Genomic DNA, 21,986 nt, shown 5'->3' on the forward strand with positions numbered 1-21,986 from the left:
CCTGAGGGGCATAATAAAACGTAGAAACAAATACAGGGAGGCATTCTCACTATGGCAAAGGAACATTTTGTACGTAATAAGCCGCACCTCAACATAGGTACGATAGGACACATCGACCACGGCAAGACGACGCTGACGGCGGCGATCACGAAGACGCTGGCGCGTCACGGCCAGGCGGACTTCACGCCGTTCGACATGATAGACAAGGCGCCGGAAGAGAGAGAGCGCGGCATCACCATCAACATAGCGCACGTCGAATACGAGACGCCGAAGCGCCACTACGCGCACATCGACTGCCCGGGCCACGCCGACTACATCAAGAACATGATCACCGGCGCCGCGCAGATGGACGGAGCGATCCTCGTCGTCTCCGCCGCCGACGGCCCGATGCCCCAGACCCGCGAGCACGTCCTTCTCGCCCGCCAGGTCAACGTTCCGGCCCTCGTAGTATTCATGAACAAGTGCGACATGGTAGACGATCCCGAACTCCTCGACCTCGTCGAAATGGAAATCCGCGACCTGCTCAACAAATACGAGTTCCCGGGAGACGACATCCCCATCATCCGCGGCAGCGCCCTCAAAGCCCTCGAGTCCGACGAAGACAACGAGTGGACCCAGGGCATCATGGACCTCATGCAGGCCTGCGACGACTACATCCCCGAGCCTGAGAGAGCGCTCGACCAGCCCTTCCTCATGCCGATAGAAGACGTCTTCACCATCACGGGCCGCGGCACCGTCGTAACGGGCCGCGTCGAAAAAGGCGTAATCAAGCCCGGCGACGAAGTCGAAATAGTCGGCCTCAAAGACACGCAGAAGACGGTAGCGACCAGCCTTGAAATGTTCCGCAAGATCCTCGACGACGCGGAAGCGGGAGACAACGTCGGAGTGCTCCTCCGCGGCGTAGGCAAAGAAGACGTCGAGCGCGGCCAGGTCCTCGCGAAGCCGGGAAGCATCCACCCGCATACGCACTTCAAAGGCGAAGTCTACGTTCTGAAGAAGGAAGAAGGCGGACGCCACACGCCGTTCTTCAGCGGATACAAGCCGCAGTTCTACTTCCGCACCACCGACATAACGGGAGAAATCACGCTTGCGGAAGGCGTTGAAATGGTAATGCCTGGCGACAACAGCACCTTCGAAGTCAAACTCATCGCTCCTATAGCGATGCAGGAAGGACTTCGCTTCGCGGTCCGCGAAGGCGGACGTACGGTCGGCGCCGGCGTCGTCACCGAGATCATCGACTAGTAATAAGCAATTCGGAGGGCGGCTGTCAGCGGCCGCCCTTTCAAATTAAAATTTTCGTCTGGAGTGAGTAAGCATGGCTGACATCATCGGTCTTCAGTGCACCGAGTGCAAGCGCCGCAACTACGTCACGCTTGTGAACAAGAAAAAAGCGCAGAAAAAGCTGGAGAAGAAAAAATATTGCAAGTTCTGTGACAAACACACCTTGCATAAAGAGTGCAAATAGTGTAGAATACCCGTTGCATGCAGGTCTGTAGCTCGAACTGGTTAGAGCACCGCACTCCAAATGCGGGGGTTGAGGGTTCGAATCCTTCCAGGCCTGCCATTTTTTTATTCTCCCGGAACGGTTTGGAACTACGCAGAAATTTATATCAAAGTCGATAAACGAGGAGGTCGGGGTTGATGGATAAAGTCCTCGACTATGTGCGGGAATCAAGAGCCGAACTTAAGAAGGTGGCGTGGCCGACAAAGCAGCAGCTTTGGTATTCGACCCTAATAGTCATCGTCGTCACAGCCATCGCTTCGGCATATCTTGGACTGGTAGATTTAATACTCACCGGAGTATTCTCCAAGTTCATCCAGTAACTGTGCCTCTCGGGCGGAACTGAAGCGTCTCGACTGTAATCTTGGAGGTGGAGAGGGCTTTCGTCCTCTTTTGAAATGAGCGAATTATTCGGAAATACACAGGAGCGCCGTTGGTATATAGTCCAGACCTACTCGGGCTACGAGAACAAGGTCAAGGCGAATCTCGACCAGCGCATCGCGACCATGGGCATGGAGGACAGGATATTCCGCGTGCTCGTGCCGGTCGAAGAAAAAGTGACGATAAAAGACGGCAAGACGAAGCGCGTCAAGCGCAAGGTCTTCCCGAGCTACGTCCTGGTCGAAATGATACTCGAAGACCAGTCCTGGTATGTCGTTCGCCATACGCCGGGAGTGACTGGCTTCGTAGGCTCCGGCAACCACCCTATCCCGCTCTCGCCGAAGGAAGCCGACGAAATCATGCGTAAGCTCGGCAAGGAGGCCAAGCCGAAGGTGGAGGTCGATTTCCACATCGGCGACATGATCCAGGTCAAGAACGGTCCGTTCGCGGGCCAGAGCGGGCCTGTGGTCGAGATAGACGCGGACAAGGCCAAGATCAAATTCCGCATCACGGTGTTCGGGCGAGAGACCGACGTCGAAGCGGACTACAACGACTTGGAAAAGATATAGCCCGTGATCCGCGGCGCAGCACTTTGACAGAGGAATAGCAGTCTCCGCCCAGGCGGAGGCTTTCAATCTAAGGAGGAAACATCGTCATGGCTAAGAAAGTAGTTGGGGAGCTCAAGCTTCAGCTTCCCGCGGGAAAAGCCACGCCGGCGCCGCCGGTAGGCCCCGCGCTCGGACAGCGCGGAATCAACATTATGGAATTCGTCAAGGCGTTCAACGCCAAGACCGCCGACCAGGTAGGGCTCATCATCCCGGTCGTCATCACGGTTTACGCCGACCGCAGCTTCACCTTCGTCCTCAAGACCCCGCCCGCAAGCGTCCTCATCAAGAAGGCGGCCGGCAAGGACAAGGGCTCTGCCGTACCGAACAAGGACAAGGTCGGCAAGCTGACGAAGAAGCAGGTCGAAGAGATCGCGGCCCTCAAGATGCCCGACCTCAACGCGAACGACATCGAAGCTGCGATGAGAATGATCGAAGGCACCGCGCGCTCGATGGGCGTAGAAATAGTAAAATAACCAGACAGCCCCGGCCAGTCCGGGAGTGGAAGGACGTTTCGTCAGGGCGTCCGCTATCACCACAAGGAGGAAACACAAATGTCAAGAACAGGTAAACGTTACAAGGCGCTGCTCGAAAAAGTAGATCTCACGAAACAGTACCCGCTTTCGGAAGCCGTGACCCTCGCGAAGGAATGCGCGACGGCCAAATTTGACGAAAGCCTCGAACTTCACGTTCGTCTGGGCGTTGACCCCCGCCACGCGGACCAGCAGGTACGCAGCACAATAGTCCTTCCCTTCGGAACCGGCCACACGAAGAGAGTGGCCGTCCTCGCCCTCGGCGAGAAGCAGAGGGAAGCTCAGGACGCGGGCGCGGACATCGTCGGCGGCGAAGACCTTGTCGCTGAGATCCAGAACGGCAGACTTGACTTCGATGCGGTAATCGCCACGCCGGACATAATGAAGTCGGCCGGACGCCTCGGTAAAGTCCTCGGTCCCCGCGGACTCATGCCGAGCGCCAAGACCAACACAGTCACGTTCGACGTCGCCGATGCCATCAAAGAGATCAAGGCGGGCCGCGTAGAGTTCCGCGTAGACAAGACCGCCATCACCCACAACGCGGTGGGCAAGGCTTCGTTCCCGGTCGAGAACCTCATCGCGAACGTCAAGACCCTGCTCCGCGCCATAGTCAAGGCGCGCCCCGCGGCGGTGAAGGGCACCTACATCAAGGGCATCACCGTCTCCACGACGATGGGCATAGGCATACAGATCGATCCCGTCCAGGCTCAGAAGGAAGTTTCCTCTGCCGACTAGTTCTGGCGACAATAAAAAATCAAGCCCCGGTTCATGCCGGGGCTTTTTTCGTACCTTTTGAAACCGTCATGGGAAACTATCTGACTGCAAAGACAGGAGGACGTTCTTCCAGAATGTGTCAGAACAAATTACAGCACTACGGCTTTTCCGAGAGGATAATCTCCTATCCACGCGCATGGAAAATATCCGTTTTTGTAAATTTCCAGCAAAGCGCAGAAAAAACCGGGCGCGTTTAGTATTTTTTCTATACATGCCCAAGACATGTCTCTTTTTACCATATCAAGCATTTCATTTTCCAAACCGGCTTCATCCTCTAAATGCCGTTTCGTAATAAAATCGCACCACTTTTTCCAGACTGCATCCCCGATTCCAGAAGATACCCTCGAAAATACTTCGTCGATTTGCGCGTCGCCTATTCGTTCCGTCGCTGTGCTTTCTAATGAGAGAATATGCGGTTCCCACGTCTTAAGCATTTGGCTGTTCCAAACGTCATAAGCCTCAAAAACGGAGAATATCATGTGATATTCTCCATTGTGGTCTTTCTCGTGCCCAAACCAATCGATCTGCTTAATCTCCAGTAGAAATTCGTCTATATCCATGTGGTTTCTCCTGTATCAGTTCCGGCATGCCGCGCCTTGCTCCGGTACTTGCCGGCTTCACGGCTGCGACGCCTCTTTTTTCAGCGCCGCGAGCCAGCGAGGAAGCATTTTTTCAAGCGGGGTCTTGCCATTTCTGTCGCAGAATGAAAAGAGCTTATGTAACAGCGGCGCAAAATATTTTCGTCCCTCGCCGGTCAGGTCGCGTTTTATAAAAAACGTGCGGATTATTCGTCCGCGTTTGTCGAGAGGAGGTTCCTTCAAAAGTCCGTTTTCATAGCAGAAGCGCAGGACGACGGCGTTATCGTCGTAAAAATCTTCCAGTACGGCCGCTCCGGCGCTCACGGCAGCCATGTCGTAGACGTACTCCTTCCAGCTCAGCGTTTCAAGTTTCGTCAGCCGCAGCGCCTCCTTTGCCTTGTCAAGCGGCACTGGCAGCATTCTGTGGAGCGCCTCGCTTGAATAGCCGCGGTAGACCGGCTCTGGACGGCCCAGCAGCTCCGCCGCCGCCTCCGTATAGACGAGGCACAGCTCGCCGCCGAAGAGCCCGCCGATAAAATCTCCGTTGCAGTACATCATGAAGTTTCCGTTCTTTGCCGGTGAGAACGAGATGCTGCATCCGGGGGCGTCGATAAGCGCGGAAACTTCCTTAATAAGCGCCAGCGACTCTTCGGCGCGAGTGCGTCTCTCTGCCATTTTCTACTTCACCGGAATTCGTTTTGCGGCGTTCTCGATTACGTTCTGGATATGCTTCGTCAGAGACGGGGCTTCGCTGAAGAGGTCCGCGCCGGTGTTCGCCGACACCGTCTCGCCGTAGATGAGGCGCCCGTCCTTCGCCGCGCGCAGCTCAACCTTGACCGCGCCAATGGATACGTTTTCGTCCCAAGCGGCCTTGTATTCCTGATACGGTATCTTCACGCGCTGCGTCTCCCAGCGGTCGTTGCGCCATATAGGCCTCTCTTCGTAGCGGTACTTCGTTACATATTCTTCCGGATGGTGTATCTTTCCGACGGCGCATTTTGTAACTGTGCACATCAGCACCGCGTCCACGTGGTCCGGCGCGAGGCTGTACGCTTTGTGCGCGAGCTGCGTCGGCGTCATCGGTTCCGGCTGTCCGCCGGTGATGAAGGCCGCCCGGTCTATGACCTCCTGCGGCGTCCGCATGACGAACGGAAAGCGTTCTTTCCTTTTCAGCGTAAAGTCCTGCCATTTCTGCTCAGCGGATTCGACGAGAAAAGCTTCGGATTCCGGAACTGCGATTTCGTAGCCTACCGGCATTACGAGCACGGTTTTGACGCTCGTTATCGGTATCTGCTTGTCCCTGAATTCGCTGACCATAGGCTTCGCGGATGCGGAAACGGCAAACGCCGTCAAGAACAGGGCCGCCGCGAGCGCCGTTATCTTCTTCACAGTCATCAACTCCCGTATGTTGTTTGGGCGCTATTATAATCTATAAAGCTCGCCTCTGCGCATTTCGAGCGTCTTTATGAAGCGCCTCGCCTCTTCCGCTTTCTGCGGATCTATTTCTACGAAGGCCCCGAACGGAGCTTCGCCCGCCTCGCAGAGAGCCGCGCCCCACGGGTCTATGACGGCCGAGTATCCCGGGAAGCTGTCGGCGGGCGTGTCGCCTACGCGGTTGCAGGCGGCTATGTACATCATGTTCTCGACGGCCCGCGCGCGCAGAAGAAGGCGCCAATGCTCTATGCGCGGGCGCGGCCACTCCGCGGAGATGAAAAACACCTGAGCGCCGGCGAGCGCCCCCATTCGGAACCATTCGCAGAAACGAAGGTCGTAGCATATCGCGAGCGCGCATTTTGCGCCGCCTATCTCGAATGTGCGGAACTCCGAGCCGCTTCGGAGATATTTGTCCTCTTCCATCATCGGCACGAGGTGCGCCTTGTCGTAGTGCGTCACGTATTCCCCGAGCGGATTCACGACGAGCGCGCGGTTCACGGCCCCGGCGTCCGTCATGGCGAGCACGGAGCCGCCCGCGAACCACACGCCGTATTCGCGCGCGAGCCGCGAAAGAAAGCCTGCCGCGCGCTCAGCGTCCTTGTCGGCGTATTTTCCGGCCTCGTCTATAACGTAGCCGACGTCGAACAGTTCGGGCAGCACGACAGCCGTCTCTGTCTCCGACGGCGTCCAGTATTTTTTCATCCACTCCTCGGCCGCAGCGAAATTGGCCTCGCGGTCTCCGGGCTTTACGTCTAGCTGAGCAAGTCCTATTCTGAGCATGGAATGTCCCCTTTCTCCGGCTTCTCTTGGATAATTGTATAATTTTGCGGCACGGCGCAAAAGCTTTGCGTAAAATGTTTTGACAAAGCGGCGCGCCCGGGATATAATTCTCTCGCATGACTCAAGACAGCAGGCGCCTTTGTGCTTAATTTCCTGCCGAGGTCTCGCGAAGGATAAATTATGTCCATACGACTATTTTATGGCTTCCGGGCGCTTGAGTTCGGAGGCCGTTTTTTATATCCGCTCCGGCGGCTGTGCGGCATTCCGATCCAACTTATTTTGCAGGAGGTGAAATCGAAAATGCCGACACAGGCCAAACGTGAACACATCGATATGCTCTGCGAGGCTCTCAACAAGAGCGACGCCGTGATCATCGTCGAGTACCGCGGGCTGACCGTCAAAAAGATCAGCGAGGTCCGCAGGCTCATCCGCAAGGCGGGCGGCGAGATGAAGGTCAGCAAGAACACCCTCATGCGCATCGCTCTGAAGGAGTGCGGGATGATCCAGGCCCCCGAGTACGACTGCGGCCCGAACGGGTACGTCATTTCCTACGGCGACGCGGCGGCCGTCGCAAAGGCGGTTCGCGACTTCGCGAAGGAGAAGGGCAACGAAGCCCTCGTCGTAAAGGGCGCCATCCTCGGCGGACAGCAGCTTCTCAACCAGCAGCAGGTATTCGCCCTCGCGGATCTGCCCTCGAAGGAGCAGCTTCTCGCCCAGGTCGTCGGAACGATCGCGGCCCCGCTTCGCGGACTCGTCACGGTCCTTTCCGGCCCGCAGAGAAACTTCGTCACAGTCCTGTCCCAGATCAAGGACAAGAAGGAAGAGACCGCCGCGTAAGACGCGCTGCACGGTTCTCGCGATTCCCGCGCGAGCGGGAGAAAAAGGCGGCCTAGCCGCCTAAAACGAAACAAGAAAATTTCAGGAGGAAAATAAAATGACCAGAGAAGAACTCATCCAGGCTATCAGCGAAATGTCCGTGCTCGAGCTTTCCGAGCTCGTTAAGGAACTTGAAGAGAAGTTCGGCGTCTCCGCCGCGGCTCCCGCGATGATGATGCCGATGGCCGGCATGCCCGCCACCGGCGGCGCGGCCGCTCCCGCCGAGGAAGAGAAGACCGAATTCGACGTAGTCCTCGCCGACCACGGCGCGAACAAGATCAGCGTCATCAAGGTCGTCCGCGAGATCACCGGCCTCGGCCTGAAGGAAGCCAAGGACATGGTCGACGGCGCCCCCAAGACGGTCAAGGAAGGCGTAGCGAAGGAAGAGGCCGAAGAGATGAAGAAGAAGCTCGAAGAGGCCGGAGCGAAGGTCGAACTGAAGTAGTTCGTTCTTTCAAGACGCACAAGGCGCGCCCCGCGCGGGCGCGCTTTTTTCATGCCTTCACGCCGTCACGCACTTACGCGGCGGCTGTTCTTGTTATAGAATAAAAAGAACCGCGCCGTGCGCGGACAAAAAATCACGTGGGCGCGAGCCGCGCCTCCGGCGAGGTGTTCGTCTTGGATATCATCACTTCCATACCGCTCTTCGGGAGCCTTACAAACGCTTTCTGCATAATATGCGGAAGCCTCGCGGGCCTCGCGCTGCGCAGCAGGATACCGCAGAAGATACTCGAACTCCCCGTACAGGGCATGGCGCTCTTCATCATAACCCTCGGCGTAGGCATGGCGATAAAGACGGAGCACCCGCTCGCCGTGATAGGAAGCATCGCGCTCGGCTCGCTCGCCGGGGAGCTCGTCGGGATCGAAGCCGCTTTCGAGCGGCTCAGCTCACGCATCGAAAAGCGTATGGGCGGCGCCAAGAACTTTTCCTCGGGCTTCGTCACTGCGAGCCTCATGTACTGTACCGGCTCGATGGCGGTGCTCGGCTCCTTCGAGGAGGGCCTCGGCGGCTATCCCTCGCTGCTGCTCGCCAAGGCGCTGCTCGACGGCCTCATATCCGTAGCGATGGCGGCGTCGCTCGGCTTCGGCGTGCCCTTCTCGTCCATATCGGTATTCGTCTACCAGGCTGCGCTGACGCTCGCCGCCGGATGGCTCCAGCCCTTCATGTCCGAGGCCGCAGTCACCGAGATGAGCGCGACCGGCGGGCTCATGCTCATGGCGATAGGCATAAACCTGCTCGGACTCATGAAGATAAGAATAATGAACATGCTGCCGGGCCTCGTCTTCGCCGTGCTTCTCGTAAAGTTATTTTTATAAGAATTTGCGCGCCTCCGCCGTTGGAAACTACTGATTTCACAAAGTATTTTTCCGTGAAAATATAAATATTCCGCAAAATTATATCAATTATGCGCTGTTTTCTGTATTTCACAAATATTTTGTACAGCGCGCCCCCTTTACGAGAAAACTCTTAGGGCATACAATATCCATGTGCGTAAAAATGAATCCCGGAGGGGATAACAATTTTATGTCTGCGCCCTAAACGGGCGAAAAAACTAAGGGGGTTTTTTGTATGGCCGTACAGAAACGTACTTCCAACAACGTTCTTCTCCACACCGCTCTCGAGAACTTCTACGAAGCGGCCGAAGAGATGGGGCTTGAGGATGGCCTCATCGAAGTATTGAGCCGTCCGGAGCGCGCGATCTGCGTCTCCATACCCGTCCAGATGGACGACGGCTCCGTAAGGGTGTTCCAGGGATACCGCGTACAGCATTCGACGGTCTGCGGACCGGCGAAGGGCGGCCTCCGCTTCCACCCGGACGTCAACCTTGAAGAGTGCGAGGCTCTCGCCAGCCTTATGACATGGAAGTGCTCGCTCGCCGGAATTCCTTACGGCGGCGGCAAGGGCGGAATTTCCGTAGACCCCTTTGAACTCTCGCCGCGCGAGCGCGAGATGATGACCCGCACCTTCGCGGCGCGCATCGCTCCGTTCGTAGGCGACTGGACCGACGTCCCCGCTCCCGACGTCAACACCGGCGGCCCCGAAATGGTCTGGATCATGGACACTATCTCCAAGCTCCGCGGCCACCTCGAGCCGGGCGTCGTCACCGGCAAGCCCGTAGCCTACTGGGGCTCCAAGGGCCGCACCGCCGCGACCGGACTCGGCGTCGCCACCTGCGTCCTCGAGCTGCTCAAACGCCAGAACGTGGACCCGAAAGACGCCACCGTCATCGTGCAGGGCTTCGGCAACGTCGGCACCTACAACGCGCTCTTCCTGCATGAAGCCGGATGCAAGATCGTCGGAATCAGCGACATCACCGGCGGCTACTACAACCCAAACGGAATCGACGTCGCAGCCGCCAAGGCCTACGTCGAGAAGCATCCGAAACGCATACTCGACGGTTACTCGGAGCCGGGCCTCGTCAAGATGAACGGCGAAGAGATACTCGAGCAGGAATGCCTCGTCCTTTCGCCCTGCGCCCTTGAAGGCGTCATCAGCGAAAAGAACGCGCCGCTGCTCAAGTGCAAATACATCGTCGAAGGCGCGAACGGCCCCGTCCGTCCAGAAGGCGACGTCATACTCGACGAGCGCGGAATCCTCGTCGTTCCCGACTTCCTCGCCAACAGCGGCGGAGTCATCGGCTCCTACTTCGAGTGGGTACAGGACCTCGCCGGATTCTTCTGGACCGAGGAAGAGTACAACAACCGCCTCGTTCCGATCATGAAGGACAACTTCAAGAGAGTTTGGGACTACGCGCAGGAGCACAACGTCAAAATGCGCCGCGCGGCTTTCCTCGTCGCCATCAAACGCGTCGCGGACGAACTCAAAATCAAGGGCTTCTTCCTCTAATCGAAGAAGATTTCCCCAAACGCGGACAACAGACGGAGCGGCAGATGCCGCTCCGTTTTTTATATCGTTTCACCTGCACCCTGAATTTCAGACAAAATCGTAAAGCCGCGTTTTTATAAAAACTGGCGATATTCTTTTGCGTTTTCACGCGCCGTCCCACAGCGTACGCGGCCTTTCGGGCGCGCCACAAAATCCACACAAAACCTCCACGGAACAGCCGCATTTCAAACAAAATTCCGCCACATCTCTTTTCTATAATGACAGAAACAGAGGGGAAGTCCTCGGACAGAACGAACGAGAGAAAGACAAGGGGAGTGTATGTGAATGTCTGGCAGTTTATTGAAACGCGCGGGAAAGGTAACGGCGGCGTTCATAGCGCTGACGATGGCGGCGGGGTGCTCGGCGGCGTTGGCGGCTCCGAAGCCGGGGCCGAAGCCCGGAGGGCCGGGGATACACAAGCCCGCTCCGCACCAGGGGCCTGGAATAGGCAAACCCGGGCCTGGGAAGCCCGGACCGGGAGCGCCTGGAAACAGACCGGGGCCTGGAATAGGCAAACCCGGGCCGGGCAAGCCTGGCCCCGGAGCGCCGGGAATGAACAGGCCCGGCCCAGGAAAGACGGGGCCTGGAATAGGAAAGCCGGGGCCAGGCAAGCCTGGGCCCGGAGCGCCGGGAATGAACAGGCCCGGCCCAGGAAAGCCAGGGCCAGGAATCGGTAAGCCCGTGCCTGGAAAGCCAGGGCCGAAGCCCGGACACGCCGGACCCGGAATGAACAGGCCGGGGCCCGGAAAGCCGGGGCCGGTCAGGATATAAACGAAGATAAGACGACGGCGAGCGATAAGCCGTTATTCTGGAATACGAAAAGCGAGGTGACGGCTTATGATTAGTAAGCTTCTGAAAAAATTTGGAAAGATAGTCGCGCTTGCTGCGATCGCGGCGACGGTAGCGGGAAGCTCTGCGGCTCTGGCGGCCCCCGGGCCGGGGCACGGCCCGATGAGACCGGGCCCAGCGATGCACGCGCCGGGCCCTGGGCCGCACACGCCTCCTCCGCCCAAGCCGGCTCCGAGACCGCCGAGGCCGGTTCCGCCTCCGCCTCCCGCTCCGCATCACGGCGGCTCCGGCGGCTTCGTGACGGGCGCCGTGATAGGCGCGGTACTCGGTACGGTCGTAGGGAGCGCGCTGAACAACTAGGCGGACCGGCCGGGCCGAAAAGGCCCGGCCTCTTTCCTACGCTACGTGGAGTTGGCTTAAACTCATGACTGCATTTTCTATAATATTTTACAGATAAGATTTTTATAATTTATCTTTTAGTGCCAATATTTTATATTTTTCACTTAAAATTCATGAAAACTGCATGAAATAATCGCGCTCGGATGCTATCATGTGGAACGGAAAGGTTTTTTTACTCTATTAAGAGAACGGAGTGAACCGCATGAGTGAATGTCTTTTGAAAAAATTTACCCGTATGGCCGCGCTCGTTACGGCGATCGCGATGACGGCGGGCGCAGGCGCGTATGCGGCGCCGGGACAACCGCAGGAAAATCAACGGCAGGAAAGGCCGCAGCCGCAGCGCCCCGGACAGCCCGGAAACCAGAAGCCGGGCCAGCAAAAACCCGGACAGCCCGGAAACCAGAAGCCGGGCCAGCAGAAACCCGGACAGCCCGGCAGCCAGAAACCCGGCCAGCAGAAACCCGGACAGCCCGGCAGCCAGAAGCTGGGCCAGCAAAAGCCCGGACAGCCCGGCAGCCAGAAGCCGGGCCAACAGAAACCCGGACAGCCCGGCAGCCAGAAGCCGGGCCAGCAAAAGCCCGGACAGCCCGGAAACCAGAAGCCGGGCCAGCAGAAACCCGGTCAGCCCGGCAGCCAGAAACCGGGACAGCCGAAGCCAGGACAGCCAGGAAACCATAAGCCGGGGCAGCAGAGACCGGAAAATCACGGAGTGAACAAGCCTGCGCCTAAGCCAGCGCCGCAGCATACCGGGCCGGCTCCGAGCAGACCGGCTCCGCATCCCGCGCCGTCCAAGCCGGCCCCGACGCCGCCGAAGCCAGTCCCCCCGCAGCCGGCGCCTCCGGCTCCATATCATGACGGCGGCTATTACTACGACAACGACGATGATGACAGCGACGGCGATTTCATCAAGGGGGCCCTTATAGGGGCGATTCTGGGGGTTGTGGTCAACAACGTGATCAGCAACAGCAACAGCGGAAACTAAGGGACGGCGCGCGCTCTTCTATCTATGGAAGTCCGCAGAGAGTGCGAGCGGTTATGCTCGTGGCAAAAGCGCGTATCCGGCGTTTAGGGAAACGCGCGCCCGCCGTTATTGTTATTCTGAACCGCGCGTCCGTGCTCTGAAAACGGCTCGCAATCTGCCTGAGTATTCGCGCGGGTAACCCGTGACTTAAAATCTGCCGCTCTGAATAGGGCGGCAAGAATGGAGTGATGTGTATGAAAGAAAGCTTTTTCAAGAAAACTGGACGCCTGACCGCCGCGATCGCGGCGGCTGCGATGGTGGCCGGAGTGTCCGCGGCCTACGCCGCGCCGCCGCCTCCGCCGAAACCTGCGCCCGCCCCGCAGAAGCCGGCTCCTAAGCCTGCGCCCAAGCCGGCCCCTAAACCGGCCCCGAAGCCTGCGCCCAAGCCGGCCCCTAAACCGGCCCCGAAGCCTGCGCCCAAGCCGGCCCCTAAACCGGCCCCGAAGCCTGCGCCCAAACCGGCTCCCAAGCCCGCTCCGAAGCCCGCGCCCAAACCTGCCCCGAAACCCGGCCCGCAGCACCCGGCGCCGACCCCGAACCATCCGGGCCCTGCCCCTCATAAGTAAAACGCAGGCGGCGGCCTATGACCGCCGCTTACGGATTTTGTCGGAATCGTAAGAAAAGGAAACGGTGATTTTGTATATGAAGGAAAGCTTTTTGAAAAAATGCGGACGCGCGACGGCTTTGTTCGTCGCAGTTACGATGATGACGGGGATTTCCGCAGCCGCCTTCGCGGCTCCGGGACAGCCGCCGAGAGAGCCGGGCCCCGGGCCTCAGCAGCCAGGCCCGCAGAAACCAGGACAGCCCGGGCAGCCGGGCAAGCCGGGGCCGCAGAAGCCGGGGCCGGCGCCTCAGCCCGCTCCCGCTCCGAAGCCGGCTCCCCAGCCCGCGCCGCCGCAGCCGGCCCCTCCCGCGCCCCGCTATTATGACAAGGACGACAATGACGATTTCGTAAAGGGCGCGCTCACGGGAGCCGTGCTCGGGGTAGTCATCGACCGGGTAATAAAATAAAGGAGGATATCCAAATATGGGCAGATTCGTCAGCATATTCGCCGCTCTCGCGCTCGTGCTCTGCGCATCGGCTTCGGCCTTCGCCGAAAACTACGTCGAGATAGACCGCCACGGCACCAACATCGTCTACATAGACACCGACTCCATCGTAGACGAGGGAAGCTACGTGACCGCGGTCTCGAAGGTCGCCATCCGGACGAAGGAGGCTCGCGAGCAGTTCAAAGAGCGCAGCGGCGTAGAAGCGAACTATCTCTACCTCACCTTCGCCTATAAAAAGGACGCGAAGCAGGATCAGTTCCTCTCCGCGCGCGCCGTCTACGGCATAGAGGAGACCGGCGCCCAGAGCCGCGAATTCTCGGACGAGCACTGGCGCGACATCCCGAAGGACTCCCTCGGCGAAAAAACGCACGACTGGGTGATAAACTACGCGGCGCAGCAGAAATAACGCCGCCTCCCGCAAACGAAATAACAAACGCCGGCCCCGCCGGGCTTTGGAATTCCATCCGAAGCCCGGCTTTTTCATGCGCGCGCGGCAAACTGAGGGGCCGCCGGCCGTTTCGTAAGCGTCGGCTTATCTTATCGTTTCATATCTGTATTCTACGAAGCGTGAAAAATTGCCTTAAACACTTGACTATACATAAATGTTAGCATAAACTAACGCCAAGAGCGGATTAGAGGCCGCTAACACAACGTGCGCCTGCACCGGGCGCGGAGAAGTGGGATGATGTGAAATGATGCCGCTGACGCTCGCGGGAATCGGCGAGAAAAACGTAATAGGAAGAGTCGGGGGAAGCGAGGATACGAGAAGATTCCTCGGCAACCTCGGAATAATCACAGGCGCTGAAATCACGGTAATTTCGGCAATCGGGGGAAACGTCATTGTGAACGTCAAGGACTCGCGCGTTGCGATAAACGAGGACATGGCGCGCCACATACTGATATAGCCCGTTGTATTCATAAATATTTGTCCTACGGCTTTTACTGAAAGGAGACGGAACTATGACTTTAGGCGAAGCGCAGGTCGGAAGCACGGTCGTCGTGACGAAGATCGAAGGAGACGGAGCGTATAAGCGCCGCATCATGGATATGGGTATCACCAAGGGTACGGAGCTTTACATACGCAAGGTCGCCCCGCTCGGAGACCCCGTAGAGATAACGGTCAGAGGCTACGAGCTCTCGGTAAGGAAGAACGACGCGCAGTGCGTGCAGGTGAGGTAGCCTGCGGAATTTTGGAACCAACAGAGGAATTATCCCAAGGAGGTAACTGAAATGGCCATGAGATTCGCTCTTGCCGGCAACCCGAACTGCGGCAAGACTACCATGTTCAACGCCATGACCGGGGCCAACCAGTACGTAGGCAACTGGCCCGGGGTCACGGTGGAAAAGAAAGAGGGACGCCTGAAAAGCGTAAAAACAGGCGAGGAAATCGTTATAACGGATCTTCCGGGTATTTATTCTCTCTCTCCCTATACGCTTGAAGAGGTCGTCAGCCGCGACTATCTTCTGAAGGACGCCCCCGACGTCATCATCAACCTCGTGGACGCGACGAACATCGAGAGAAACCTTTATCTCACGACGCAGCTCATCGAGACGGGCATTCCCGTCGTCATAGCGCTCAACATGTCCGACCTGCTCGCGAAGCGCGGCATCAAAGTGGACACGGAGCGCCTCTCGATGCTTCTCAACTGCCCCGTGGTGGAGACCTCGGCGCTTAAGGAGACCGGCCTCGACGCGCTCGTCAAAGAGGCCGTCAAAGTCGCGAGGGAGACGGACGCCGACCTTCCGCGCGAGATATTCTCCAAGGAGATGGAAAAGGCCGTCGCCGAAGTCAAGGCCGTGCTGCCCGAATCCGTCACCGAGGGCAAAAAGCGCTGGTACGCCGTCAAACTTCTCGAAAACGACAGCAAGGTCGTCGAGAGCATGAAGCTCTCCGCGAAGGGCGAAGAAGTCCTCGCCGCCGCGAGAAAAGAGCTCGAAGAGAAGCACGACGACGACATGGAGAGCATCGTCACCGACGAACGCTACAAATTCATACAGAAAATAGTCTCCACCGCGGTCAAAAAAGGCAAAGAGCAGATGACCGCCTCCGACAAGATAGACCAGATAGTCACGAACCGCGTGCTCGGCATCCCGATATTCATGGCCGTCATGTTCGTGGTCTACTACATATCCGTCACGACGGTCGGGACGTGGGTCACCGACTGGACGAACGACACCTTCGTCGGCTGGGTGCAGGAGCAGGCCGGCGGCATTCTTGAATCCGCCGGCGCCGGCGACCTCGTCATGAGCCTCGTCGTCGACGGCATCATCGGCGGCGTCGGAGCGGTGCTCGGCTTCGTGCCGCAGATGGCGATACTCTTCCTCTTCCTCTCGATACTCGAAGACTGCGGCTACATGGTGCGCATCGCATTCGTAATGGACCGCGTCTTCCGCCACTTCGGCCTCTCCGGCAAGAGCTTCATCCCGCTGCTCATCTCCTCCGGCTGCGGCATCCCCGGCATAATGGCCTCGCGCACCATCGAACAGGATAACGACCGCCGCCTCACGATAATGACGGCGACCTTCATCCCCTGCGGAGCCAAGCTGCCCGTCATCGCGCTCATGGGCGGAGTTATAGCCAGCTACGCCACCGGCAGCTACGAGGCCGGCGGAGTCATCGCGCCGCTGATGTTCTTTATCGGAATCGCAGCGGTGCTCTGCTCGGCGATAATGCTCAAGAAAACCGCGCCGTTCTCCGGCAAGCCCGCGCCCTTCGTCATGGAGCTGCCGCAGTACCACGTCCCGTCGGCCAAGACGGTCCTGCTCCACGTCTGGGAGCGCCTTAAAGGCTTCATCGTCAAAGCCGGAACGATACTCTTCGTAGCCTGCGTGGTAATGTGGTTCCTTGGCGGCTTCGGCTTCGGCGAAGATGGCTTTGGAATGGTCGAAGACAGCTCGGCCAGCATCCTCGCGGTGATAGGCGGAGCCATAGCGCCGCTCTTTGCGCCGCTCGGCTTCGGCAACTGGCAGTCCGTCGCGGCCTCCATCTCGGGCTTCACCGCCAAGGAGGCCATAGTCTCCACGATGGGCGTCCTCGCCAACGTAACGGGCGACGTCGAAGACGCGGTGACCGTGGCCGAAGCGGTGGCGGCGTGGTTCCCGAGCACGCTCGCGGCCTTCAGCTTCCTGCTCTTCAACATGCTCGACTCGCCCTGCCTCGCTGCGATAGCGACGATGGCGCAGCAGATGCAGAGCCGCAAATGGTTCTGGTTCGCAATACTCTTCCAGAACATATTCTCCTACCTCGTATGCCTCTGCGTCTACCAGCTCGGCACCTTCTTCATGGGCGGCGGCTTCACCGCGTGGACCGGAATCGCGCTCGTAGTCGCGCTCTTCCTGCTCTACATGCTCTTCAGGCCCGACCCCTACAAGAACCAGCGCGTCTACTCCAAGCGCTCCGTACAGCAGGCCGCGTAGAAACGGTATAATAGACCAAAACACGCGGAGCCGGGTACGCGACAAGTATCCGGCTCCGCCCTTAGAAAGGGGAGACGATCCGTGAAAGCCGACATCATAATCCTGGCCGTCATAGCCGCCTACTGCGTATACGTCGTCGTGCGGCGCCTCCGCAAATCGAAAGAGGGCGGCCCGTGCTGCGGCTGCGGCGGAGGCTGCTCCGGCTGCGGACATTCCTGCGCCGGCCGCTGCAGTTACGAAAACCTCTTCAAAGAAGAAAAGAAGGACTGAAAAATGGGAGACTCCACAGGCTCGATGTTCTACGCCTTCGGGGTGTTCCTCGCGATATACTTCCTGGCGGTCGCCGTCTACTACGGACACAAGTTCGTCAGCGGCAAACTGCGCAGAAAATGATACAGGCGTAAAAACGCAAAAAAGGAGATGCCTCAATGGTAGACGCCGTAATACTGGCGCTGGTGGCCGCGCTTATGTTCTTCGCCGTGCGCGGCGCGATAAAACACTTCAGGGGCGAAAGCCCATGCTGCGGAGGCGGCGGCTCAGGCCTCGCGCCCGCGGCCGAAAAACGCCTCGAAAACCACGCGATAGGCAAAAAGACAGTGAAAATATCCGGCATGCACTGCGACCACTGCGTCCGTAGTGTGACCGAAGCGATAAACAAAATCGACGGCGCGTCCGCGAAAGTCAGCCTCAAAAACGAAATCGCCGTAGTCTCCTACGACCGCCCCGTCCCCGACGAGGCGATACGCCGCGCAGTAGAAGAGGCGGGGTTTGAAGTCGTCTCGATAAAGGCGTAAAACGCAAAGTGCTGCAACGCGCGGCGGAGCGGATGAAACGCTTTGCCGCGCCGTTTTTTCGGCGCGGCTCGTCTTTGGGGCCGCTCCAAACGTTTTATAAAAAATGATAATTCATTACCACTTGACCGGATTGCCGTTGAGTGGTATATTTTTACCGTTAGATGAATGGACAAAACATTTTACGGAAAACAGGGAGCGAGTGAGCTGAAGCAATACGAGCTGCGTGAATTGAAAAGGGAATACGGAGATAAGGAACTTTTCAGGATGCTGGCGGCGCGCGCGCGTCTCGAGCCGTCGGAGGTGCTTGAGAGCCGCGGCATGGACGCTCAGGAGGCGCGCGCGTTGGTGACGGAGCCGCAGGCGGAGCTTTTTTCATTCGACCACGATACGACGTCGGAGTCGCTGGCCGAGCTGGTCATCGGGATACTGCGTATAAAAGATGGCGAGCGCGTCGCGGATCTGTGCTGCGGGAGCGGGGCCTTCCTCATGCGCGCGGCGCGCGAGGCGCCGGGGGCTTCGTTTCGCGGGATAGAGCTTGACGAATGGCTGGCAGAGGCGGCGAGGACCAGGCTCTCGCTCGTCGCGCCGGGGCGTGCGGAAATATCGTCCGGAGACGTGTTCGAAGCGCCGGAAGAAAAATACGACAAGATATACTGCGAGCCACCCATCGGCCTGCGCTTCAACGAGGAACGACGCGGCGCGGACTTCATGCTGCGCGAGCTGCCGTGGATAAAGACGCTGCGCCGCGCGAGCCACATATCGGGCTGCTGGAGCTACGTCTGCAAGGTCATCTCGTCCTTGAAGGAGGGGGGGCGCGCCGTCTGCGTCATGGCGGGCGGTCCTCTGTGGAACAGCTTCGACGCTCCGGTGCGCGGGCATCTCGTGCGCGAGGGGCTGATAGAGGCCGTCGTCTCTCTGCCCGGAGGCATGACCTCGTATCCCGCGCCCTCCGTCACGCTCGTCGTGATAAAGCGCGGCTGCGACGGCGTAATCATGGCGGATGCGAGCTGCATGGAGGCGTCGGGCCGCCGCAGGAAGAAGCTCGGCAGGGAGCAGATAGACGAGATTCTCGCCACGCTCTCCGGCGGCGGGCACGGTAAGCGCGTCTCCGCGGAGGAGATGGAGCGCGGAGGGTGGCGGCTCGTTCCCGAGCGCTACATGCCAGCGGATGAAGAGCCGGGCGAATACGCGCGCCTCGGCGACATAGCCGCGATAACGCGCGGCGCGATGATGGGGACGCGGGAGTTCGAGGCGCTCAGCGGAGGCGAGCCGGCATACAGCGTCATAAACTACGCGGACATATCAGACGGCCTGCTATCGGACGGGCTCGGCCGCATATCGAAGCTGCCGCCGAAATATCTGGACTGCCTGCTGCGCGACGGCGACATCGTAATATCGAAGATAGGAGATACGCCGCGCAGCGCCGTGATACGCGGCCTCGGAGACACAAAGATGATACCGAGCGCCAATTTCTACATAATAAGGATAACAAAGCCTGGCTTTGACCCGTACTACCTGAAAGCCTACCTCGAAAGCGCGCGCGGGCAGAAGGCCCTCGCGATGCTCTCGACCGGAACGGCGATAAAGACCCTCTCAGCCTCGGCCCTCAAGGAGCTTCGCGTGCCGCTCGCGCCGGAGGAGGAAATGCGGAAAACGGCGGAAAACTACCGCACTGCCGAGGACGAGCTGCGCGCGGTCAAAGCCAGAGAAAAAGAGATAAAAGCGGCGATGTCGTCGCTCTTCGACAGGAAATAACCAAAGGCCCCGATACGGGGCGCGACCGCGGGCGCTTCTCGCAAATTTTACGCGCAGCGCCCGTACCTTCCCCTCATCCATAGATTCGCGAAACGAGCATAGAAGGCGCGGCGGACGAAAGCCGCGCCGCGGGCACGACGTGCGCCGGAATTTTCCGAAGGCGCGCGGGACGGTCCGGCGCGCCCGAAAATTCGAAAGGAGAGGACAAGGCATGATAATCAACATCCACGACATCTGTGAAAACGGGAACAGCGAACTTTACAAATGGCTCAAAGCCAACGCCGGCGGCGAAATATACTCGCCGGATCTCGAATACGGGCGCTACGACCCGCGCGCGACATTCGAGCGCCTCTCGTCGCGCCGCAATATGTACGAAAAGCTTGCGAAGGGGAAGGACGACCCCGTCCGTGTGGTCGCCTCGGGCTACGGCGGCTTCTTCGGACACATGCTCCACATCGTGCGTTACCAGATGCAGACCATACTGATAGACCCTCTGCTCATCCCCTTCGCGCCGATGCGCCTCCACAGCTCGTACAGCGGCCGCGAGGCGATGGCGCGGCTAATGACTGACGGCTTCTTCGAATGGGAATACGGCTTCGGAGCGAACCTCCACGTGATATGCACGGCGGGCCGCGACGGCAGGGCCTACGAGGAGCAGATACGGTGCGTCCTGCCCGACGGCTTCAAAAACTATTACAGGGTAAAGTCGGCGGGCGACCTCGGCGGCGAAACGGGCGAAATACTCAAAAAGCTGCTGAACGAGCCGCCCGTGCGTATAGAGTACATCGACCAGACGGACGTCATCCCCGGCTGGGAGGATTGAAAGGAGAGTGAAAGCGGTGCCGTTCAACCAGAAATACGGATGCGTGCGGATAGGGAACAAAAAATTTGTGATTTCAGGCGGCGGCGTGACGCCGGCACAAACGGACAGCGTGGAGGAAAGCGCCGAAGCGCTTTGCAAAGAGCGCCGCGCGCGCGACAGGGAGCATTTCTTCGGCAGCTTCGCCCGCTTCTGGGAAAAGCGTGCCGAAATAGCGGCCAGGCCGGAAATATACGGGATAACCCCGCTTTTCTCCGGCCTATCCCTCGCCTACGCCGGCGGCGGGCCGCTCAGCCTCGGAATGCTGCTTGAGCTCTGGGCCGCGGGCGAATGGCGCGTCCCGTGCCCCGGCTGCGGCGAACGGATAAACGGGCGCGCGGAAAACTTCGCCGCGCTCTGGCGGCCCGCGAAAGACCTTCTCGCGCGCGCCGAAGTCAAAAATGTGGGGAAAAGCGAAAAAAGGCCGCCGCGCCCGCGCGAGGACTTCCGCGCTCTCTCGGCCCGCTGGCTCAGGGACTACGACGAAAAAAGCGAAGCCGAGCTGAAACGCGCCGCCGCGGAACGCAAAGCGCGGAAAGAGGCGGAACGCGCCCGCGCGCTCGAAGCTGAGCGCAAAAAATACGCGGCGCTCGGGCTTTCGGCCCCCCCCTGCCCACGGAGACGGCGCTGAAAATGCTGGAAAACATCAAGGAGGAGGCGGAATGAGAAAAATCAGAAAAGAAAAGACGATACTGGACAGGAGCATGAAAATCCGTAAAAAAATATTCTTCGAAGCGAAGCACGACCTACGTATGCGGCGTTGGACCGAAAATGCGGAATGGTACACGGACATGCCCCTCGACCTCTACGACATGTGCGGTGTGATAGACTTTGTGGACATACTCTTCCCGTCGAAGAAGTACCGCAAAATCAACTACTATGCGCATCTCCGCACCGCCGAAAAAACGGCGCAGATACTCCTGACACACGTCATGGAGGAGATGACGGCCCGGCTGCTCGGATATGAGAATTACAGGGAATACTGCGGAAAGAACGGCAAAAACGGCGCGAAGCCCGCGCCTCGTGAGCTTGAAGGGATGTCCTTCTACGAAATACTCTACACAAAAATCTGGCCCGAGGTCGAGCCGGAGATAAAGACGTACACGCCGCCGGTCTACGGCTGCATGGAGCTCTCTGCGGACAGGTACTGCCTCACACTGACGAAGACGTTGAACTGCGTAGACTTCGGGATTTGCGATTACATGTTCATAGACAACTTCGTCAACGGCTTCATAGAAGACGGCGAAAAAATAGAAAACCGAGCACGTGAAGAAAACCTCTTCACCCCCAACTGGAGGCTGCTCAAAATGGCCATAGACTCTGAAGCGAAATCGTATCTGAGATAGCACCGGGCGCAATACGGCAAAACCGCCCTGCTCAGCGCGGCGGGGCGGTCTATGTGCGATTTTCAAAGGCAAATCACAATAAGGAGGAATCACAGAGAGTAACAGAAAGAAAAAGGAGATAGAAGAAATGGCATAGTGAATCTGCGGGCATCAACCGTATTGTCCTCAGAAGAAAACAATATACTATACAACCTCGACTAGTATGGA

General features: G+C 58.6%; 29 protein-coding genes, 1 tRNA gene and 1 other annotated feature. Of the genes, 25 read left to right on the top strand and 5 right to left on the bottom strand.

Annotated features, from left to right (window positions below):
* The first annotated feature begins 51 nt into the window (after positions 1-51).
* The 7 genes from tuf to rplA all read left to right on the top strand — a co-directional run bounded on the left by tuf (position 52) and on the right by rplA (position 3,755).
* Positions 52-1,242 carry an elongation factor Tu gene (tuf, locus tag B5F39_RS07125; RefSeq protein WP_087365386.1) on the top strand — a complete coding sequence of 397 codons (1,191 nt, stop codon included), beginning with the start codon at positions 52-54 and terminating at the stop codon, positions 1,240-1,242.
* 73 nt (positions 1,243-1,315) lie between these two features.
* Entirely contained in the window at positions 1,316-1,465 is a 150-nt protein-coding gene (gene rpmG, locus B5F39_RS07130) for a 50S ribosomal protein L33 (RefSeq protein ID WP_087365388.1), read from the top strand.
* 21 nt (positions 1,466-1,486) lie between these two features.
* Positions 1,487-1,564, top strand: a tRNA-Trp gene (locus B5F39_RS07135).
* A 77-nt stretch (positions 1,565-1,641) separates the two neighbouring features.
* Positions 1,642-1,824, top strand: coding sequence for a preprotein translocase subunit SecE (gene secE, locus B5F39_RS07140; RefSeq protein ID WP_087365390.1), 183 nt, complete (start codon positions 1,642-1,644; stop codon positions 1,822-1,824).
* A 75-nt stretch (positions 1,825-1,899) separates the two neighbouring features.
* Positions 1,900-2,451, top strand: coding sequence for a transcription termination/antitermination protein NusG (gene nusG / locus B5F39_RS07145; RefSeq protein WP_087365392.1), 552 nt, complete (start codon positions 1,900-1,902; stop codon positions 2,449-2,451).
* Between the two features lie 86 nt (positions 2,452-2,537).
* Positions 2,538-2,963 (top strand): 50S ribosomal protein L11, encoded by a 426-nt coding sequence (gene rplK, locus B5F39_RS07150; RefSeq protein WP_087365394.1) that lies wholly within the window; start codon positions 2,538-2,540, stop codon positions 2,961-2,963.
* A gap of 78 nt (positions 2,964-3,041) precedes the next feature.
* Entirely contained in the window at positions 3,042-3,755 is a 714-nt protein-coding gene (rplA, locus tag B5F39_RS07155; protein ID WP_087365396.1) for a 50S ribosomal protein L1, read from the top strand.
* A gap of 128 nt (positions 3,756-3,883) precedes the next feature.
* On the opposite strand, the gene B5F39_RS07160 is transcribed toward rplA, so the two are convergent.
* The 4 genes from B5F39_RS07160 to B5F39_RS07175 are packed head-to-tail and all read right to left on the bottom strand — an operon-like array spanning position 3,884 to position 6,586.
* On the bottom strand, positions 3,884-4,354 hold the full coding sequence (locus tag B5F39_RS07160) for a hypothetical protein (RefSeq protein ID WP_087365398.1): 471 nt from the start codon (positions 4,352-4,354) through the stop codon (positions 3,884-3,886).
* Positions 4,355-4,411: 57 nt separating this feature from the next.
* Positions 4,412-5,047, bottom strand: a complete 636-nt coding sequence (locus B5F39_RS07165) for a hypothetical protein (protein WP_204245064.1) — start codon at positions 5,045-5,047, stop codon at positions 4,412-4,414.
* 3 nt (positions 5,048-5,050) lie between these two features.
* Positions 5,051-5,761 (bottom strand): hypothetical protein, encoded by a 711-nt coding sequence (locus B5F39_RS07170; protein WP_087365400.1) that lies wholly within the window; start codon positions 5,759-5,761, stop codon positions 5,051-5,053.
* A 33-nt stretch (positions 5,762-5,794) separates the two neighbouring features.
* On the bottom strand, positions 5,795-6,586 hold the full coding sequence (locus B5F39_RS07175) for a carbon-nitrogen family hydrolase (protein WP_087365402.1): 792 nt from the start codon (positions 6,584-6,586) through the stop codon (positions 5,795-5,797).
* Positions 6,587-6,688: 102 nt separating this feature from the next.
* Positions 6,689-6,831, top strand: a sequence feature (ribosomal protein L10 leader region).
* Positions 6,832-6,886: 55 nt separating this feature from the next.
* Between B5F39_RS07175 and rplJ the strand changes: the two genes are divergently transcribed.
* The 6 genes from rplJ to B5F39_RS07205 all read left to right on the top strand — a co-directional run bounded on the left by rplJ (position 6,887) and on the right by B5F39_RS07205 (position 11,498).
* Entirely contained in the window at positions 6,887-7,423 is a 537-nt protein-coding gene (rplJ, locus tag B5F39_RS07180; RefSeq protein WP_087365403.1) for a 50S ribosomal protein L10, read from the top strand.
* 97 nt (positions 7,424-7,520) lie between these two features.
* Positions 7,521-7,907 (top strand): 50S ribosomal protein L7/L12, encoded by a 387-nt coding sequence (gene rplL, locus B5F39_RS07185; RefSeq protein WP_087365404.1) that lies wholly within the window; start codon positions 7,521-7,523, stop codon positions 7,905-7,907.
* Between the two features lie 137 nt (positions 7,908-8,044).
* Positions 8,045-8,779, top strand: coding sequence for a DUF554 domain-containing protein (locus B5F39_RS07190; protein WP_239391160.1), 735 nt, complete (start codon positions 8,045-8,047; stop codon positions 8,777-8,779).
* Between the two features lie 253 nt (positions 8,780-9,032).
* The gene (locus tag B5F39_RS07195; RefSeq protein WP_087365406.1) at positions 9,033-10,310 is read left to right on the top strand and encodes a Glu/Leu/Phe/Val dehydrogenase; all 1,278 of its coding nucleotides are present in this window, start codon (positions 9,033-9,035) and stop codon (positions 10,308-10,310) included.
* 324 nt (positions 10,311-10,634) lie between these two features.
* Positions 10,635-11,120 (top strand): hypothetical protein, encoded by a 486-nt coding sequence (locus tag B5F39_RS14690; protein ID WP_143330678.1) that lies wholly within the window; start codon positions 10,635-10,637, stop codon positions 11,118-11,120.
* A 66-nt stretch (positions 11,121-11,186) separates the two neighbouring features.
* Positions 11,187-11,498 carry a hypothetical protein gene (locus B5F39_RS07205; RefSeq protein ID WP_087365409.1) on the top strand — a complete coding sequence of 104 codons (312 nt, stop codon included), beginning with the start codon at positions 11,187-11,189 and terminating at the stop codon, positions 11,496-11,498.
* Positions 11,499-11,709: 211 nt separating this feature from the next.
* Here B5F39_RS07205 and B5F39_RS14015 read toward each other — a convergent pair whose 3' ends face one another.
* Positions 11,710-12,243 carry a hypothetical protein gene (locus B5F39_RS14015; protein ID WP_158095972.1) on the bottom strand — a complete coding sequence of 178 codons (534 nt, stop codon included), beginning with the start codon at positions 12,241-12,243 and terminating at the stop codon, positions 11,710-11,712.
* 3 nt (positions 12,244-12,246) lie between these two features.
* Between B5F39_RS14015 and B5F39_RS14585 the strand changes: the two genes are divergently transcribed.
* The 12 genes from B5F39_RS14585 to B5F39_RS07270 all read left to right on the top strand — a co-directional run bounded on the left by B5F39_RS14585 (position 12,247) and on the right by B5F39_RS07270 (position 21,779).
* Entirely contained in the window at positions 12,247-12,519 is a 273-nt protein-coding gene (locus B5F39_RS14585; protein WP_143330680.1) for a hypothetical protein, read from the top strand.
* A gap of 696 nt (positions 12,520-13,215) precedes the next feature.
* Positions 13,216-13,569 carry a hypothetical protein gene (locus tag B5F39_RS14410; RefSeq protein ID WP_204245073.1) on the top strand — a complete coding sequence of 118 codons (354 nt, stop codon included), beginning with the start codon at positions 13,216-13,218 and terminating at the stop codon, positions 13,567-13,569.
* Positions 13,570-13,585: 16 nt separating this feature from the next.
* Positions 13,586-14,014, top strand: a complete 429-nt coding sequence (locus B5F39_RS07225; RefSeq protein ID WP_087365415.1) for a hypothetical protein — start codon at positions 13,586-13,588, stop codon at positions 14,012-14,014.
* A 286-nt stretch (positions 14,015-14,300) separates the two neighbouring features.
* Positions 14,301-14,513, top strand: a complete 213-nt coding sequence (locus B5F39_RS07230; protein WP_204245065.1) for a FeoA family protein — start codon at positions 14,301-14,303, stop codon at positions 14,511-14,513.
* A 55-nt stretch (positions 14,514-14,568) separates the two neighbouring features.
* Positions 14,569-14,787: a ferrous iron transport protein A gene (locus B5F39_RS07235; RefSeq protein ID WP_087365417.1), complete on the top strand. Its 219-nt coding sequence runs from the start codon at positions 14,569-14,571 to the stop codon at positions 14,785-14,787.
* Positions 14,788-14,838: 51 nt separating this feature from the next.
* The gene (gene feoB / locus B5F39_RS07240; RefSeq protein WP_087365419.1) at positions 14,839-17,025 is read left to right on the top strand and encodes a ferrous iron transport protein B; all 2,187 of its coding nucleotides are present in this window, start codon (positions 14,839-14,841) and stop codon (positions 17,023-17,025) included.
* An 81-nt stretch (positions 17,026-17,106) separates the two neighbouring features.
* Positions 17,107-17,295: a FeoB-associated Cys-rich membrane protein gene (locus tag B5F39_RS07245; RefSeq protein ID WP_087365420.1), complete on the top strand. Its 189-nt coding sequence runs from the start codon at positions 17,107-17,109 to the stop codon at positions 17,293-17,295.
* A 158-nt stretch (positions 17,296-17,453) separates the two neighbouring features.
* Positions 17,454-17,819 (top strand): heavy-metal-associated domain-containing protein, encoded by a 366-nt coding sequence (locus B5F39_RS07250; RefSeq protein WP_087365423.1) that lies wholly within the window; start codon positions 17,454-17,456, stop codon positions 17,817-17,819.
* A 228-nt stretch (positions 17,820-18,047) separates the two neighbouring features.
* Positions 18,048-19,574, top strand: a complete 1,527-nt coding sequence (locus B5F39_RS07255; RefSeq protein ID WP_158095973.1) for an N-6 DNA methylase — start codon at positions 18,048-18,050, stop codon at positions 19,572-19,574.
* A 211-nt stretch (positions 19,575-19,785) separates the two neighbouring features.
* Positions 19,786-20,397, top strand: a complete 612-nt coding sequence (locus B5F39_RS07260) for a hypothetical protein (RefSeq protein ID WP_087365428.1) — start codon at positions 19,786-19,788, stop codon at positions 20,395-20,397.
* A gap of 16 nt (positions 20,398-20,413) precedes the next feature.
* Positions 20,414-21,064: a hypothetical protein gene (locus B5F39_RS07265; RefSeq protein ID WP_143330681.1), complete on the top strand. Its 651-nt coding sequence runs from the start codon at positions 20,414-20,416 to the stop codon at positions 21,062-21,064.
* 31 nt (positions 21,065-21,095) lie between these two features.
* A complete protein-coding gene (locus tag B5F39_RS07270) occupies positions 21,096-21,779 on the top strand; it encodes a hypothetical protein (protein ID WP_087365432.1) in 684 nt (227 codons plus the stop codon).
* Positions 21,780-21,986: the final 207 nt, after the last annotated feature.

This window comes from Cloacibacillus sp. An23 (assembly GCF_002159945.1).
Lineage (GTDB): Bacteria > Synergistota > Synergistia > Synergistales > Synergistaceae > Caccocola.